This window comes from Pseudomonas mendocina (assembly GCF_900636545.1).
Lineage (GTDB): Bacteria > Pseudomonadota > Gammaproteobacteria > Pseudomonadales > Pseudomonadaceae > Aquipseudomonas > Aquipseudomonas mendocina.
Genome location: NZ_LR134290.1, coordinates 2580301 through 2595871, shown reverse-complemented (window position 1 = coordinate 2595871; position 15571 = coordinate 2580301). Strand labels below are relative to the sequence as shown.

15 protein-coding genes are annotated in these 15571 nt (G+C 63.8%); 5 read left to right on the top strand and 10 right to left on the bottom strand.

Features of this window, described 5'->3' with window-relative positions:
- From EL191_RS11970 to gorA, 3 genes are all read right to left on the bottom strand, one after another.
- Complete coding sequence (locus EL191_RS11970; RefSeq protein ID WP_041979227.1) at positions 1-492, bottom strand: hypothetical protein; 492 nt, start codon at positions 490-492, stop codon at positions 1-3.
- 197 nt (positions 493-689) lie between these two features.
- On the bottom strand, positions 690-1313 hold the full coding sequence (locus tag EL191_RS11965) for a trimeric intracellular cation channel family protein (protein ID WP_013715541.1): 624 nt from the start codon (positions 1311-1313) through the stop codon (positions 690-692).
- A 7-nt stretch (positions 1314-1320) separates the two neighbouring features.
- Positions 1321-2679, bottom strand: a complete 1359-nt coding sequence (gene gorA, locus EL191_RS11960) for a glutathione-disulfide reductase (protein ID WP_041979229.1) — start codon at positions 2677-2679, stop codon at positions 1321-1323.
- Positions 2680-2748: 69 nt separating this feature from the next.
- Here gorA and EL191_RS11955 point away from each other — a divergent pair, with 69 nt between their 5' ends.
- Positions 2749-3183 carry a VOC family protein gene (locus EL191_RS11955; protein WP_041979231.1) on the top strand — a complete coding sequence of 145 codons (435 nt, stop codon included), beginning with the start codon at positions 2749-2751 and terminating at the stop codon, positions 3181-3183.
- Positions 3184-3362: 179 nt separating this feature from the next.
- Here EL191_RS11955 and galU read toward each other — a convergent pair whose 3' ends face one another.
- Positions 3363-4202, bottom strand: a complete 840-nt coding sequence (gene galU, locus EL191_RS11950; protein WP_013715538.1) for a UTP--glucose-1-phosphate uridylyltransferase GalU — start codon at positions 4200-4202, stop codon at positions 3363-3365.
- Positions 4203-4244: 42 nt separating this feature from the next.
- Positions 4245-5606, bottom strand: a complete 1362-nt coding sequence (locus EL191_RS11945) for a UDP-glucose dehydrogenase family protein (RefSeq protein WP_041979234.1) — start codon at positions 5604-5606, stop codon at positions 4245-4247.
- Positions 5607-5780: 174 nt separating this feature from the next.
- Here EL191_RS11945 and EL191_RS11940 point away from each other — a divergent pair, with 174 nt between their 5' ends.
- The 3 genes from EL191_RS11940 to EL191_RS11930 all read left to right on the top strand — a co-directional run bounded on the left by EL191_RS11940 (position 5781) and on the right by EL191_RS11930 (position 9367).
- Entirely contained in the window at positions 5781-6428 is a 648-nt protein-coding gene (locus EL191_RS11940) for a hypothetical protein (RefSeq protein ID WP_013715536.1), read from the top strand.
- A gap of 154 nt (positions 6429-6582) precedes the next feature.
- On the top strand, positions 6583-8376 hold the full coding sequence (locus EL191_RS11935) for a thiamine pyrophosphate-requiring protein (protein WP_041979237.1): 1794 nt from the start codon (positions 6583-6585) through the stop codon (positions 8374-8376).
- Positions 8377-8392: 16 nt separating this feature from the next.
- Positions 8393-9367, top strand: a complete 975-nt coding sequence (locus tag EL191_RS11930) for an SDR family oxidoreductase (protein ID WP_041979240.1) — start codon at positions 8393-8395, stop codon at positions 9365-9367.
- 9 nt (positions 9368-9376) lie between these two features.
- Here EL191_RS11930 and ligD read toward each other — a convergent pair whose 3' ends face one another.
- The 3 genes from ligD to EL191_RS11915 all read right to left on the bottom strand — a co-directional run bounded on the left by ligD (position 9377) and on the right by EL191_RS11915 (position 13117).
- Positions 9377-11917, bottom strand: coding sequence for a DNA ligase D (ligD, locus tag EL191_RS11925; protein ID WP_041979242.1), 2541 nt, complete (start codon positions 11915-11917; stop codon positions 9377-9379).
- A 15-nt stretch (positions 11918-11932) separates the two neighbouring features.
- Entirely contained in the window at positions 11933-12793 is an 861-nt protein-coding gene (ku, locus tag EL191_RS11920) for a non-homologous end joining protein Ku (RefSeq protein ID WP_041979245.1), read from the bottom strand.
- Between the two features lie 99 nt (positions 12794-12892).
- Positions 12893-13117: a PLDc N-terminal domain-containing protein gene (locus EL191_RS11915; RefSeq protein ID WP_013715531.1), complete on the bottom strand. Its 225-nt coding sequence runs from the start codon at positions 13115-13117 to the stop codon at positions 12893-12895.
- A gap of 184 nt (positions 13118-13301) precedes the next feature.
- Here EL191_RS11915 and EL191_RS11910 point away from each other — a divergent pair, with 184 nt between their 5' ends.
- Positions 13302-14198: a DUF72 domain-containing protein gene (locus tag EL191_RS11910; protein ID WP_041979247.1), complete on the top strand. Its 897-nt coding sequence runs from the start codon at positions 13302-13304 to the stop codon at positions 14196-14198.
- A 22-nt stretch (positions 14199-14220) separates the two neighbouring features.
- Here EL191_RS11910 and ubiT read toward each other — a convergent pair whose 3' ends face one another.
- Together ubiT and EL191_RS11900 are read right to left on the bottom strand one after the other, a co-directional pair.
- Positions 14221-14682, bottom strand: coding sequence for a ubiquinone anaerobic biosynthesis accessory factor UbiT (gene ubiT / locus EL191_RS11905; RefSeq protein WP_041979249.1), 462 nt, complete (start codon positions 14680-14682; stop codon positions 14221-14223).
- Positions 14679-15566 carry a U32 family peptidase gene (locus tag EL191_RS11900; protein ID WP_041979251.1) on the bottom strand — a complete coding sequence of 296 codons (888 nt, stop codon included), beginning with the start codon at positions 15564-15566 and terminating at the stop codon, positions 14679-14681. The genes ubiT and EL191_RS11900 overlap by 4 nt, the downstream gene beginning before the upstream one ends.
- Between the last annotated feature and the right edge of the window lie 5 nt (positions 15567-15571).

Below are 15571 nucleotides of genomic sequence, written 5' to 3'. Positions count from 1 at the left end.
TCAGGGGTAGATGAACTGGTTCAGTTCGAGCTGCTGGCCCGCTGCATGGAACGTCGAGCGATAAGCCCCCAAGCCGTCAGCGGTGAGTCTCAGGCTGACGTCGATGCGTTCGGCCTCGCCAGTGAAATCGAGAATCAGGCCGCCGGCCCCGTCGCTGGCGCTACGCCTCGGAACGGGTTGGATCGACTCGATGGAAAAGCCCTCCAGCAGTTCGCCGGCGATATGCAGTTGCATGGTGCCCTGCAGGCTCACCTTGAGTGGCGAATGCGCGCCATTGCGTGCAAAACGCTGGTATTCCACCTGGAGCGCATCCTGCGCGCCACCGGCCTGAACATGACTGAGCGGCCCTTTGGAAAACAGCCCGGCCAGTGCCAGGGCCATGATCAGCAGCAGGCCATACCAGCCCAGGCGCTCTATCTTCCAGCCACGGACCTGCAGGGCCATGTTTTCCTCTACGGGGGCGTCGCGACTGCTTTGTTCAGGTAGGTGCATGTTGGTCTCCTCCTGAAACCTATGACCTACCGTCGAAGGCAAACATCAGAAGAAAATTTCCCATGCTGTATCGACCGGAGCGGACGCGTGTTGCACGCGTCCCGGCTGCCGTCATGGCAGGCCTCAGATCAGATGGGGACCAGCAGGCGCCATGCAGCTGGTAGTGCCGACAGGCACTACCAGACTTGCAGTCATGCTCAATGCCGGTCGAGCAGGTGGAAGCGCGGCAAGCCAAGGTGCCAGTGGATCGCCGCCAGCCGCGCTGCCAACACCACGAACATCGCCGCGGCGGTATCCAGCCAGTGCGGCGTACCCAGGGCGCGCAGACCGATGAAGGTGAGCGCCCCGGCGATGCAGGCGGTAGCGTAGATTTCCTTCTGGAAGATCAGCGGGATCTCGTTGCACAGCACATCACGAATCACCCCGCCGACCACGCCGGTCATCACCCCCATGATCACTGCAGTGCTGATCGGTGTGCCGTTCTGCAACGCCAGCTCGGTGCCATACACGGTGAACACGGCCAGGCCGAAGGCATCGGCGATCAGCAGGCCCTTTTCATGAATTGGCCGGGTCATGCGCACCCAGGCCACTGTGCCCAGTGCCGCCAGGGACGCGACGAGAATGTAGGTGTCGTCGCGAATCCAGCTGACCGGATGGTTGTCCAGGATCAGGTCACGCAGCGTACCGCCACCCAGTGCGGTGACGATGGCCATCACCAGCACGCCGAACAGGTCCATGGACTTGCGCCCCGCCATCAATGCCCCGGTGATGGCGAACACCGCCACGCCGAACAGGTCGGCGACATAGAAAAGCTTTTCCATGCGGCCCTCAACGGCTGACCGGCGTACGCAGGGTGACGAACTCCTCGGCGGCGCTCGGGTGCACGCCGATGGTCTCGTCGAAGATCTGCTTGGTCGCACCAGCCTTGAGCGCGATGGCCAGGCCCTGGATGATCTCACCCGCCTCCGGGCCGACCATGTGGCAGCCGAGCACACGGTCGCTGTCGGCATCGACCACCAGCTTCATCAGGGTGCGCTCCGGGTTTTCCGTGAGCGTCAGCTTCATCGGGCGGAAGCGGCTCTCGAAGACCTTGACCTTGTGGCCGTCTTCGATGGCCTGCTCTTCGCTGAGGCCAACGGTGCCGATGTTCGGCAGGCTGAAAACGGCGGTGGGGATCATGCGGTAGTCCAGCGGACGATATTCCTCGGGCTTGAACAGCCGCCGCGCCACGGCCATGCCTTCGGCCAGCGCGACCGGGGTCAACTGCACGCGGCCGATCACATCGCCCAGGGCGAGAATCGACGGCGTGGACGTCTGGAACAGATCATCGACTTCGATGTAGCCCCGCTTGTCCAGCTTGACCTCGACGTTCTCCAGGCCAAGGTTGTCGAGCATCGGGCGGCGACCGGTGGCATAGAACACACAGTCGGCCTCCAGCACGCGGCCATCCTTGAGTGTGGCCGCGAGGCTGCCGTCAGCCTTGCGTTCGATGCTGGCGATGTCGGCATTGAACTGCAGGTCCAGGCCCTTCTTGCTCAGCTCGTCGCGCAGGTGCTCGCGCACCGCACCGTCGAAACCGCGCAGGAACAAGTCGCCGCGATACAGCAGCGAAGTCCGAGCGCCCAGGCCATGGAAGATCGAGGCGAACTCCACGGCGATATAGCCACCGCCGACCACCAGCACACGCTTGGGCAGTTGCTTGAGGAAGAAGGCTTCGTTGGAGCTGATGGCGTGCTCGCGACCGGGAATGTCGGGGATCTGCGGCCAGCCACCGGTGGCGATGAGGATGCGCTCGGCGCTGTGGCGCTGGCCATTGACCTCGACGGTATGGGCATCGACGATGCGCGCATGGCCTTCGAACAGGCTGACGCCACTGTTGGTCAATAGATTGCGGTAGATGCCATTGAGGCGCTCGATTTCGCGGTTCTTGTTGGCGATCAATGTCGCCCAGTCGAAGTTCGCCTCGCCGAGCGACCAGCCGAAACCCGAGGCCTGCTCGAAGTCCTCGGAGAAATGCGCACCGTACACCAGCAGTTTCTTCGGTACGCAGCCGACGTTGACGCAGGTGCCGCCCAGGTAGCGGCTCTCGGCGACCGCGACGCGAGCGCCAAAACCAGCGGCGAAGCGCGCCGCACGCACGCCGCCGGAACCGGCGCCGATCACGAACAGGTCGAAGTCGTAACTCATGAGGTATCTCCTTGGCAGATGAGGAGCATACCGTAAAGGCCAGCACTAAGCTGAAAGCAGGAGGTGGATATGCGCCCTACCCTGACTCATCTCGCCCTGCACGTTCCCGATCTCGATGCCTGCATCGCGTTCTATCAGCAATTTTGCGGCATGCAGGTGATCCACGAGCGCCCTGGCAAGGGCACGCGTATCGTCTGGATGGCCGAGCCGGGCAAGGAACACCAGTTCATCTTCGTCATCATGCCCGGCGGTGAGGACCGTAACCTGGCGGCCAACGACTACAGTCACTTCGGCTTCGCCCTGGGCAGCCGCGAGGAGGTCGACCGCATTGCCGCCCTGGCCGAGCGCGAGGGTTGCCTGATCTGGGCGCCACGTGATGAGCCCTATCCGGTTGGTTATTACTGCGGCATGCGTGACCCGGCCGGCAACTATGTTGAATTCAGCTACGGCCAGCCGCTCGGCCCCGGCTCGGAGCAGATGCCAGTTCCCAGGTACGGCCAGTGATTTGAGCACGACAGCTTCGCGGACAAGTCCGCTCCCACAGCCCACGCCAAAGGCCTCTGGTGCAGCCCCTTGTGGGAGCGGACTTGTCCGCGAATAAATGAAAACGCCGCGATCATGCAAGACGATCGCGGCGTTTTTTCAACTGAGGGGATTACCCCGGGCGCTGACCTGGCGGCGTATCAGAACGCCTTGCCGGTCTTGTACAGATTCTCGAAGCAGAAGTTGGTCGCGTCGATGTAACCCTCGGCGCTACCGCAGTCGAAACGCTGGCCCTTGAACTTGTATGCCATCACGCAGCCCTGCTGGGCCTGGCGCATCAGGGCGTCGGTGATCTGGATCTCACCGCCCTTGCCCGGCGGCGTGCTGCGGATCAGATCGAAGATGTCCGGGGTGAGGATGTAGCGACCGATGATCGCCAGGTTCGACGGTGCATCCTCGGGCTTGGGCTTCTCCACCATGTTGCTGACGCGGTAGATGTCCTCGCGGATCATCTCGCCGGCGATCACACCGTACTTGGAGGTTTCGTCCCTCGGCACTTCCTGGATCGCGACGATGGAGCAGCGGAACTGGTTGTACAGCTTGACCATCTGCGCCAGTACGCTGTCGCCTTCGAGGTTCAGGCACAGGTCGTCGGCCAGAACCACGGCGAAGGGTTCGTCACCGATCAGCGGCTGACCGCAGAGGATGGCGTGGCCCAGGCCTTTCATCTCGACCTGACGGGTGTAGGAGAAGCTGCACTCGTCGATCAGGCGACGGATGCCAACCAGGTATTTTTCCTTGTCGGTGCCCTTGATCTGATGCTCGAGCTCATAGCTCACGTCGAAATGGTCTTCCAGTGCGCGCTTGCCACGGCCGGTGACGATGGAAATCTGGTCGAGGCCAGCTTCCAGTGCCTCTTCGACGCCGTACTGGATCAGTGGCTTGTTCACCACCGGAAGCATTTCCTTGGGCATTGCCTTGGTCGCTGGCAAAAAGCGGGTGCCGTAACCGGCAGCGGGGAACAGGCATTTCTTGATCATGGGACTCCCAGATGGGGATGGTTGGAATGCCTGCTCAGTCTATCAAGCCGCGCTAGCCTTACAACTGCCGCTTGCAGGCCGACCGATACCCCGATACAGAAAACCCGATTCCGCCAGTTGTTCGGCGTCATAGATATTGCGCCCATCGAAAAGCACCGGCATGCGCATGGCACCGCGAATGCGCGGGAAATCCGGCTGGCGAAACTGCTTCCACTCGGTCACCAGTACCAGCGCATCGGCACCCTGGGTGACTGCATAGGGAGACTCGCTGAGCACCAGCTGCCCCGCCTCGACGGCCGACGGATAGCGTGACGCGACGGCGGCCGTAGCCGCCGGATCGCAGGCCTGCACCCTGGCGCCGGCAAGTAATAGCGCCTCGAGCAGCACCAGGCTGGGCGCCTCGCGTAGATCATCGGTACCGGGCTTGAACGCCAGGCCCCAGAGTGCGACGACCCGTCCCTGCAGGTGGCCGTCGAAGTGTTCGCGCAGTGCCTGGAACAGCAGCGTTTTCTGCAGCGCATTGCGCGCCTCGACCGCGCGCAGGATGCCCGGCTCGATACCCTCGTGCTCGGCGGTGCGGATCAACGCCTTGACGTCCTTGGGAAAGCACGAGCCGCCATAGCCGCAGCCGGCATAGATGAAGTGCGTACCGATGCGCCGGTCGCTGCCGATGCCGCGACGCACCTCCTCGATATCGACGCCAAGGCGCGCGCAGATACCGGCCATCTCGTTGATGAAGGAAATCTTGGTGGCCAGGAAGGCGTTGGCCGCATATTTGCTGAACTCGGCCGCGCGCACACCCATGCACAACAGGCGGTCGTGATTGCGCAGGAACGGCGCATACAATCTGCGCAGCAGCTCACGCCCGCGCTCGTCATCACAGCCGACGATGACCCGATCGGGGCGCATGAAGTCTTCGACCGCCGAGCCCTCCTTGAGGAATTCCGGGTTGCTGGCAACGCTCACCCGCACGCGCTTGCCTCGACGGGCCAGGCCGGCGTTGATGCGCTGTTCGACGCGTTCGGCGGTGCCCACTGGCACGGTGGACTTGTCGACGACCAGGCATCCGTGCTCGAGCCGCTCCCCCAACTCATCGGCAACCGCCAGTACATGACTCAGGTCGGCCGAACCGTCCTCACCACTGGGCGTGCCCACCGCGATGAAAATGACCTCGGTGCGGCGGATTCCCGCCTGAAGCTGCGCGGTGAAGCTGAGCTGCCCCGCCGTCAGCTGCGCCCTGAGCAGCGCCTCCAGGCCCGGCTCGTAGATCGGTACCTCACCTTGCGCAAGCTGCGCAACGCGCTGCGGATCACGCTCGACGCAGACCACCTGGTTGCCCATCTCGGCCAGGCAGGTCGCCGTCACCAGCCCCACGTACCCTGCTCCTATCACGCATATCTGCATCGCAGTATCCTCCAGGCGTTTGCTGCGATTGCAACCAATCGTGGTGGCAGTGATGTGACGAAACGACTAAGCAATGGTGACAAGCGCCAGCCCTGCCGCGCGACTGGCGCTGGCTCCAGGCGGCTTGTATCTTCCACGGGCAGCTGGAAACCAACCGACTACAGGGACCTCGTCATGCGCTCACTGGCTATCGCCGCCCTCGCCTGTTCTGCCGCCACCGTCTTCGCCGCGCCCCCGACGCCGCCGTCGCCTACTCAGATCGCCGCCTGGTCACCCGAGGAAATCAATGAAATGGGGCCGAGCATCGACAAGTTGCTGCCCATCACCCTCAAGGGCGGTGAGCAGGCCTATCTCGCTTCCGTGTCCTACGAGAACGCCGGGCGCAATTTCTGGGCCGGCTACCTGCTGGTACGCCCCCAGATCGGCGAAGCACGACCTTTGGACGAATTCGGCGGGCAGTACAACCAGATTCGCACCCTGGACGAATACAGCACCAGCCATTCTGCGGTGATCATTGGCGGCGCGGGTTCGGGCCAAGGTACGTCGGAGAGCAGCTATTCGTTGGTGGTGTTCGATGGCTGGGCAGTCAAAACGCTGTTCAGCGCAAGCGAATCCGACAATTCCGGCAACTGCGGCGCCTATGTAGAGCGCGACTGCTCGGGTAACAGGGTGTTCATCAATGTCTTCGAGGGCGACGCCAACAGCAAGCGAGTCGGGCTGCTGGTCAGCAATCTCCAGTACTCCTCACCGGACATCGAGGCCACGCCCTATGAGTACAGCCAGGAGACGGAAATCCTGTTCCTGGACAACCCCAACCAATAATCGCCGCCCTGGGGCGCCCCGCGCTGACCGCAGGTCAAACAGTAGAAACTTCCGCCGCTGCCTCACGTCCACCCTAATCAGCGGTCATGACAGCGGTAGCCGCCTGGTTACCGCTGCCTCGTCTGGCCGAAACTCGATCTAGCGGAGGGTGCAGATGACCACGACAGTCGGAGATTTCATCGTCGAACGGCTTTACCAGTGGGGCGTTCGGCGCATTTATGGCTACCCCGGCGATGGCATCAACGGCGTGTTCGGGGCGCTTCGCCGGGCCGATGGGAAGATCAAGTTCATCCAGGCCCGACACGAAGAAATGGCTGCCTTCATGGCTGCGGCAGATGCCAAGTTCTCCGGCGAGCTAGGGGTTTGTATCGCCACCTCCGGCCCCGGCGCGACCCATTTGCTCACCGGCCTTTACGATGCGCGCATGGACCATATGCCGGTGCTGGCGATAACCGGACAGCAGGCGCGCACCGCGCTTGGCGGGCATTACCAGCAGGAGTTGGACCTGGTCTCGGTGTTCAAGGACGTCGCCGGCGCCTTCGTCCAGCAGGCCAGCGCACCGGCGCAGGTGCGTCATCTGATCGACCGTGCCATCCGCACCGCCATCGGTGAGCGCCGGGTGACGGCGATCATCCTGCCCAACGATCTGCAGGAGGCCGAGTACGCCGAGCCAGCGCACAAGCACGGCACCGTGCACAGCGGCATCGGCTACAGCCACCCGTGCGTCGTGCCCTATGACGCGGATCTGCAGCGCGCTGCCGAAGTGCTCAACAGCGGCAACAAGGTCGCCATACTGGTAGGCGCCGGGGCGCTGAATGCCAGTGATGAGGTCTTCGAAGTGGCGCAGAAACTCGGCGCCGGGGTGGCCAAGGCGCTGCTGGGCAAGGCCGTGCTGCCTGACGAGTTGCCTTGGGTCACCGGCTCCATCGGCCTGCTCGGTACGGTGCCGAGCTACAAGATGATGGAGGAATGCGACACCCTGCTGATGATCGGCTCGGGCTTCCCCTACTCCGAGTTCCTGCCCGCAGAAGGACATGCGCGTGGCGTGCAGATCGACATCCAGCCGGACATGCTCAGCCTGCGCTATCCAATGGAGGTCAATCTGCAGGGCAATGCCGCCGAGACCCTTCGTGCCCTGCTGCCCCTGCTGGAGGCCAAGCAGGATGACAGCTGGCGCACCACCATCGAGGCGTGGCGCAGGGACTGGGACCAGACGCTGGAAAGCCGCGCCATGGTCTCGGCCAACCCGATCAACCCGCAGCGGGTGGTCTACGAGTTGTCGCCGCGGCTGCCGGAGCGCGCCGTGGTCACTTGCGACTCCGGCTCCTGCGCCAACTGGTATGCCCGCGATCTGAAGATACGCCGCGACATGCTCTGCTCGCTGTCCGGCGGCCTGGCCTCGATGGGCGCGGCGGTGCCTTACGCCATCGCCGCCAAGTTCGCCCACCCGGACCGTCCGGTGGTCGGCCTGGTGGGTGACGGCGCCATGCAGATGAATAACCTGGCTGAGCTGATCACCGTGGCCAAGTACTGGCGCGAGTGGCAGAACCCGCAATGGGTGCTCGCAGTGTTCAACAATCAGGACCTCAACCAGGTCACCTGGGAGCAGAGGGTGATGGAAGGCGACCCGAAATTCGAGGCTTCGCAGAATATCCCCGACGTGCCCTACCACACCTTCGCCAACTCCATTGGCCTGCTCGGCCTGTTGATCGAGCGTGAAGAGGATGTCGGCCCGGCCTGGGAGCAGGCTCTCGCTGCAGATCGCCCGGTGCTGCTGGAATTTCGCACCGACCCGGATGTCCCACCATTGCCGCCGCATATCAGCCTGGAGCAGGCCAAGCAGTTCGCCTCCACCCTGCTGCAGGTCGACCCGGACCAGCGCGGCATCCTTGCGCAAACCGCCAAGCAATTGTTCGGTTCGCTGCTGCCGGGTAAGCACAAGAAGTGATCCTGAGGCTGTTTGAATGAAAAAAGACGATTGCCCCGTGGTGGTGATCTGCGGGGCCAGCGCCGGTGTCGGCCGGGCCACCGCGCATGCTTTCGCTGCCGCGGGCTATGCCGTCGGCTTGCTGGCTCGTAGCGACGAGGGGCTGGCAGCGGCGACATCGGAGCTGGAGGTCTATGGCACGCCGACCCTGGCGATCAGCGCGGACGTGGCCGATGCCAATGCCGTGGCGCTGGCGGCGCAACGTTTCGAGGCCGAACTCGGCCCCATCGACGTCTGGGTCAATTCGGCGCTGGTCACGGTGTTCGCTGCGATCGAGCAGTTGACGCCGGAGGAGATCAGGCGCGTTACCGAGGTGACCTACCTCGGCGCCGTACATGGCACCCTGGCGGCGCTGCCCCTGATGCGCGCACGTAATCGAGGCGTGATCATCCAGGTCGGTTCGGCACTCGCCTATCGCGCCATTCCTTTGCAGTCGGCCTATTGCGCCGCGAAGTTCGCGCTGCGCGGCTTCACCGACTCGCTACGCTGCGAACTCATTCACCAGCGCAGCGAGGTCAAGGTCTGCATGGTGCAGCTTCCTGCGATCAATACCCCTCAGTTCGACTGGGCCCGCAACAAGCTGGGGCAACGGCTGCAGCCCGTGCCGCCCATCCATGACCCCGGCGTCGCGGCGCGTGCCATTCTCAGCGTCGCCAGCGCACCGCCAAGGGAGCTGTGGGTCGGCCTGCCGACGCTCAAGGCCATCCTCGGCACGCTGTTCTTTCCGGGCTTGCTCGACCGGCTCCTGGCGCGTCGCGCCTGGCAGGGCCAGTTGAGCGAGGGCCAGCCGGAATCGACAAGCGACAACCTCTTTCACAGCGTCGATGGCCTGCACGAGGTGCAGGGGCGCTTTACCCGCAGATCGCGTGGACACGCCTTGGCCTTGAGTTCGGCCCGCGTCACCGCCCTGCTCGGCGCCTGCGCCGCCTTGCTGGTTCTGTTGCTGATCTGACTGCGCTGCTCATGGCGGCTCGGCGCCGAGTCTGTCCCACATGGCGCGGCTCAGGCGCTGACGGTTGGCGTAGCCGGCCCAGGGGTCCTGGCGCAGCCCATCGAGGCGCTGCTGCAGATTGGCGAGCGTCCACTGCTGGGCGCTGCGCAGGCCATCCAGCTCGTCCCGGGCGACCGGCACCGACACCGGCAGGCCGGGCCGCGCGCGCACCGAGTAGGCCGACACCGTACTGGCGCCACGGCCGTTGCGCAGATAGTCGATGAAGATTTTCCCCACCCGATTCTTCGGCCCCGACGTCGCGGTGAATCGCTCGGGTAGCTGCCTGGCCATGAACTGCGCCAGGGCCTTGGCGAAGCCCTTGACCGTATCCCAGCCGGCGTGCCGGGCAAGCGGCACGATGATGTGCATGCCTTTGCCACCGCTGGTCTTGATAAAGGCCTGCAGACCCAGTTCGTCGAGCACGCTCAGGGTCAGACGGGTCGCCTCCAGCATGCTGCGCCACGGCAGCGCCGGGTCCGGGTCGAGATCGAGCACGAAATGATCGGGCGTTTCGATGCGGTCGCTGGTAGCGCCCCAGCGGTGGAACTCGATGCAGCCCATCTGCGCTGCACCGACCAGGGCTGGCACACTGTCGATTTCCATGAGGCGCGCGTGTCCGGGATCCAGCTTGGGATCGAGATGCTTGATGTTGGGGATTGCCAGGCGCTCGGCATGCTTCTGGAAGAATTGTTCCCCCTCTACCCCGTCCGGCGCCCGCACCAGCGAGACTGGCCGGTTGCGCAGGTACGGCAGCAACCATGCGGCGATATCCGCATAGAACTGGGCGAGCTGCAGTTTCGTGGTGCCGCTGTCCGGGTCGATCACCCGTTGCGGATTGCTGATCGGCACCCCGGCCACTACCGGCTTGGCGGATGACTTGCGCGAACTTTCGGCTTTCCTTGTCTGTTTCTCTGTTGCAGCTTCCGGCATGCGCGGATGCTCACGAACGATCTGCGCCGCCGGCTTGTCACTGCGCAAGGCGATGAAGCTGGCCTGGCGCACGATGCCTTCACGCGTCCATTCGGCGAACTCGACCTCGCCGACCAGTTGCGGCTCAACCCAGCTCACACCGCGGGCCAGGGCAGCGGTCAGTTTCCGCTCGAGTGGCGACTCGTCTCGCCCCAGCTTGCGCAACTGCTCATGCAGGGCCTTGAGCGAGGCTTCCCCGAAGCCGGTGCCGACCCGCCCGGCATAGCGCAGCCCGCCCGCCTCGTTCACCGCCAACAGCAGCGCGCCAAAGCCGCTGCGACTGCCCTGCGGCTTGGTGTAGCCGACGATGACGAACTCCTGGCGCAGACGGCATTTGAGCTTGATCCAGTCCGCGCTGCGGCGCGACACGTAAAGGCTGCCCGAGCGCTTGCCGATGACGCCTTCCAGCGACATGGCGCAGGCGCTCTCGACGATGTCCCTGTGATGGGCGGTAAAAGCCTCCGAAAAACGCAGCGGGCTGCGCCGCGTGCTGCCCAATGCAGTCTTGAGTTTGCCGCGCCGAGTCTCCAGGGGCACCTCGCGCATGTCTTCGCCGTTGAGAAACGGCGCATCGAACAGGTAGTAGATGAGATCGTGACTGCGGCCGATATCGAAGGCATTCTGCAGTTGCTGGAAATCCGGCAGGCCTTGCTCATTGAGCGCCACGACCTCTCCGTCCAGCCAGCTATCGCTCAGGCCCAGCTTGGCCAGAGCCTTGGCCTGCTGCGGCAGGCGCTCCGTCCAGTCATGGCCATTGCGGGTGAACAGACGCACCTCATCGCCGCGCACCCGCGCCAGGATGCGATAACCGTCGAACTTCACCTCATACAGCCAGTCGCCTTCGGGCGGACGCTCGGCTAGGGTCGCCAGCTGCGGCGCTAGGCTGTCGGGGAACTCCGTCTGGGCCTTGCGACTTTTTGCGGGTTTCGTCGATGCCTTGCGCTTGGCCACCTTGCTTGGGCCTCCCACCAGCGCGCCGCTGATCACGCTTTGCGGCTGCGCCTCGACGATGTCGTACTCGTCGCCGGGGCGCGCGATGTCGTCGCGTTCCTTGATCAGTAGCCACTGCTCCTTGTCGCCACTGCCGCGCAGACGAGTGCGCACCAGCGTCCAGTCCCCGGAAAGTTTCTCGCCCACCAGAGTGAACTTGAGCTTGCCGGCCTGGTAGGCAGCCGTCGGGTCGCCCTGCGGCTGCCAGATACCATGGTCCCAGACGATCACATCGCCGGCGCCATAGTTGCCTTCGGCGATGCTGCCTTCGAAGCTGGCGTAATCCAGCGGATGGTCTTCGACGTGCACCGCCAGGCGCTTTTGCGTCGGGTCCAGGCTCGGCCCCTTGGGCACCGCCCAGCTCTTCAGAGTGCCGTCCAGCTCCAGGCGAAAGTCGTAGTGCAGGCGGCGCGCATCGTGCTTCTGCACCACGAAACGCAGCGCACCGGCCTTGCTGCGGCGCTTGCGCGGTTGTTCGCGCGGTTGTTCGCGCGGTTCGCTGGTCTGCTCGAAATTGCGTTTGCGGTTGTATTCGCTCTGCGCTCTGGCCATGGTCGGTATCCCGGCTTATTTGCGTGCAGTCTTGGGGCTCTTGCGGGGCGTGCTGGCCTTGGGCTTGGCTTTCGCCTTGCTGTCGGGCTTGCCGCCCAGGCTGCGTTTGAGCAGTTCGGTCAGGTCGATGACATCGGCACTGCGCCGCTCCTCCTCGCCTTCGACGCGCTCGACGTTCTCGATCTTGCCGGCCTTGGCCTTCTTCTCCACCAGCGCCATGATGCGGTCCTGGAAGCTGTCCTGATACTCCTCAGGCTGCCAGTCGGCGCTCATGTCCTTGATCAGGCGCTTGGCCATGTCCAGCTCGCTTTTGGCCAGCTTGGGCTTGGTCACCGAATCATCCAGTTCCAGCGTGTCCAGCCCACGCACCTCGCTCGGCCAGCGCAGGATTACCAGCACCATTGCCGAGTCGATCGGCATCAGGGCCGCAAGGTGCTGGCGGGTGTGCAGCACCACATGAGCCAGGGCCACCTTGTTGGTGCTGCTCAGCGCTTCGCGCAGCAGCGCATAGACTTTCTCACCCCGTCGATCCGGGGCCAGGTAATACGGCTTGTCGATGTGCTGCAGGGGAATCTGCGCGCTGTCGACGAAAGCGAAGATATCGATGGTCTGCGTCGACTTGGGGTGCGCTTCGCGAATCTCTTCTTCGCTGATCACCACGTAGCGGCCTTTCTCGTAGGCCACGCCCTTGACGATGTTTTCCTTGCTCACTTCCTTGCCGGTGACCTTGTTCACCCGCTTGTAACCGACCGGCTCCATGCTGCGCTTGTCCAGCCAGTCGAAGTCCACGCCCTGGGTCGACGTTGCGGTCACCAGGGCAACGGGGATATGAACCAGACCGAAACTGATGGCGCCTTTCCAGATGGCCCTAGGCATGGTGCTCGTCTCCGTACCGACCATTGCCAGCACGTATGGCCAGCGCCGAGGCAGTCTCAACGTTCATCTCATCCTCCTGTTCTCTGCAGGTCGCCGTCGTTACTTGCTGTGCTCCGGCGAGGACGGCGGCGGGCTCATGCCTCGCGGTCCGAACAGGCCCCACAGGCCCAATCCCAGTACCGGGAACAGCACGATCAGCAGCGACCACAGGGCTTTCGTCTCTACCCCCTTGTCGCTGCGGAAGACGCTGACGATGGCCCATAGGTCGAGCAGGATGACGATCACGCCGAGCGCAATGAATAGCAGACTGAGTTCACCGGACATCTCGAATTTCCTCCGCACAGGTCCATACAGTTGTGGCCGCCCGCGAGGCCTGCGGTTCAGAGAAAATTTGCTCGAATGACCGGCACCTGCCAGGTATCCAATGACTCATGCCAGTTGCGAGGTGGTGTCATGGTCTTTTCGTTGTGTCCCGACAGCGCTACCGGAGACGTTGGGAGGCGGCAGCATGAGTGATGTACGCATCGGTATTTCCGGCTGGCGCTACGCGCCCTGGCGCGGCGACTTCTACCCCAGGGGGTTGGCGCAGCGGCGCGAACTGGAGTTCGCCTCGCGCGAGGTGAACAGCATTGAGATCAACGGTTCGTTCTACGGCCTGCAGGCGCCCGAGCGCTACAGCAAGTGGGCAGCACAGACGCCCGACGACTTCGTCTTCAGTGTCAAGGCGCCGCGCTTCATCACCCATGTGCGCCGTCTGGTCGACATCGACGAACCGCTGGCCAACTTCTTCGCGTCCGGCCTGCTGAGTCTTAAGGAAAAGCTCGGCCCCATCCTCTGGCAGTTCCCACCCAGCTTCCGCTTCGACGAAACCCTCTTCGCCGAGTTCGTCGCCAAGCTGCCAACCGATACCGACCAGGCCCGCAGTCTCGCCCGTCACGCCTCCGCCCGACTGCATGTGGCCGGCTACCTGGACGCCGCAGCGGATCGCCCACTGCGGCATGCCGTGGAGGTTCGCAATGCCAGTTTCTGCGATCCGGCGTTCATCGAGCTGCTGCGCCAACACGGCATCGCCCTGGTGGTGGCAGACACGGCGGGCAAATGGCCTTATGCCGAAGACATCACCGCCGATTTCCTCTACTTGCGTCTGCATGGCGATGCCGAGCTCTATGTCAGCGGGTATTCGACTGAAGCCCTGCAGCATTGGCAGCAACGCATCGAAACCTGGACTGCCGGAGGCCAACCCGACGATGCCCGGTTGATCGACCAGGCACATAAGCCCCGCCGCACGGCGCGCGATCTTTACTGTTACTTCGATAACGACGTGAAGGTGCGAGCGCCCTACGACGCGCGCGACCTCCAGCAACGGCTACAGCGAAGCGCAGGAGCTGGTCAGGATTCAGGCTGACTCAGCAGGTGGTCATCATCACTCAGTGCACGGCTTCGCCAATCGCCTGGATCAGCTGCCAGGCCCTGGGTGAAAGCTCCTGCGGTTCAAGCGCGTCCAGCAGATTCTTCACACCCAGCCCCAGATCGGTGTCGCCTTCGATCACCAGGTGACGGCGAAAGAACAGGGTATCCGGATCTTCCCGACGGCTGGCCAGCAGAAGGAAGTCGCGCCACCTGCCGCGAATGGTCACGTCCACGGTTTCACGGCGGCGCACCAGCAGCCGGGTGCCGACACAACTGATGCACCAGGCCAGGCCCAGATCGCTGATTTCGATGCACAGCCAACGGCCTGCCAGCAGATCGAACGCACCCTCGGCCAGTGGCTTGGCGAACAACCGGGCCGCCGCGCTTTCGATCAGCCGGCGCTGTACGGCAAAGGGTACGTACTGACCAAGTGGCAATAGCGGCGTGCCCAGTTTCACCAGTCGTTGGGCCAGGGTCATGGGTTCAGCCCCTGCGCCGTCAGCATGCCCGGAAGGCCATGCCAGTAACCGTTGCAGCCGCTCACTGCCAGGGGCGGCAGGCCTCCGTCGCGCACCGCGGCGAAGTCCCCGATTACCTGCGCCATACCTTCGCTACGCGGGCTCAGGCGCAGGATGTCCACTCCACTATCGGCAAGGGTCGGATAGTCGGCGAGAAGATTGCTGACCTCCGCAGACAGGGTCTGGATGCCGTTGATGGTGAACAACGGCTGCGCCTCCTGGCTGAGCAGCGCGATGCCCTCGGGATAGTTCTGGCAGCAGAATTGGCAGTCGTCCTTGGGCCGGTTCTCGGCACGCGCCGTGAAGCAGCGCGCCGAGTAGGCCAGCGGTAGATGGCCGTAGGCGAACAGTTCCACTTCCGGGCGTTCGATCTGCAGGGCGTCGAGTTGTTGCAGGCAATCGTGCAGCAGTTGCCCGGAGCATTCCACGGGTGGAACCCAGCGTTGCAGCCCGCACGTTATCAACTCGTGCAAGGCATGAGCGTTGTACAGGTTCAGCGCCGGCCCGGCGACGAAAGGCAGGCCGCGGTCGGCAAGCAGCTGTACCGCCCCCATGTCGTTGGCCTCGACCAGCAGCTCGCCGTTGTCGCACAGGCGGCGCAGGCTCGCCAGTTCGGAGGCTGCCTCAACCAGCGCCAGCCCGGACAGCACCAGCTCGGCGCCAGTGCATGTGCGCAGTTCACGGGCCAGTTGCAGCCAGTCGTCCAACGACAGCGCGCGGCGCTTGGAGCAAACCGTTTCGCCCAGGTAGATGATGTCGAGTGGTTGTTCGGCCATCTCGGCATAGAAGTCCAGCAGTTTGCTGCGACTCCAGTAGAACAGGACGGGGCCCAGACTCAGTTTCATAGCTT

Coding starts and splice junctions, on each gene's coding strand:
- EL191_RS11970 (WP_041979227.1), bottom strand. CDS start 492: ATGCACCTACCTGAACAAAGCAGTCGCGACGCCCCCGTAGAGGAAAAC.
- EL191_RS11965 (WP_013715541.1), bottom strand. CDS start 1,313: ATGGAAAAGCTTTTCTATGTCGCCGACCTGTTCGGCGTGGCGGTGTTC.
- gorA (WP_041979229.1), bottom strand. CDS start 2,679: ATGAGTTACGACTTCGACCTGTTCGTGATCGGCGCCGGTTCCGGCGGC.
- EL191_RS11955 (WP_041979231.1), top strand. CDS start 2,749: ATGCGCCCTACCCTGACTCATCTCGCCCTGCACGTTCCCGATCTCGAT.
- galU (WP_013715538.1), bottom strand. CDS start 4,202: ATGATCAAGAAATGCCTGTTCCCCGCTGCCGGTTACGGCACCCGCTTT.
- EL191_RS11945 (WP_041979234.1), bottom strand. CDS start 5,606: ATGCAGATATGCGTGATAGGAGCAGGGTACGTGGGGCTGGTGACGGCG.
- EL191_RS11940 (WP_013715536.1), top strand. CDS start 5,781: ATGCGCTCACTGGCTATCGCCGCCCTCGCCTGTTCTGCCGCCACCGTC.
- EL191_RS11935 (WP_041979237.1), top strand. CDS start 6,583: ATGACCACGACAGTCGGAGATTTCATCGTCGAACGGCTTTACCAGTGG.
- EL191_RS11930 (WP_041979240.1), top strand. CDS start 8,393: ATGAAAAAAGACGATTGCCCCGTGGTGGTGATCTGCGGGGCCAGCGCC.
- ligD (WP_041979242.1), bottom strand. CDS start 11,917: ATGGCCAGAGCGCAGAGCGAATACAACCGCAAACGCAATTTCGAGCAG.
- ku (WP_041979245.1), bottom strand. CDS start 12,793: ATGCCTAGGGCCATCTGGAAAGGCGCCATCAGTTTCGGTCTGGTTCAT.
- EL191_RS11915 (WP_013715531.1), bottom strand. CDS start 13,117: ATGTCCGGTGAACTCAGTCTGCTATTCATTGCGCTCGGCGTGATCGTC.
- EL191_RS11910 (WP_041979247.1), top strand. CDS start 13,302: ATGAGTGATGTACGCATCGGTATTTCCGGCTGGCGCTACGCGCCCTGG.
- ubiT (WP_041979249.1), bottom strand. CDS start 14,682: ATGACCCTGGCCCAACGACTGGTGAAACTGGGCACGCCGCTATTGCCA.
- EL191_RS11900 (WP_041979251.1), bottom strand. CDS start 15,566: ATGAAACTGAGTCTGGGCCCCGTCCTGTTCTACTGGAGTCGCAGCAAA.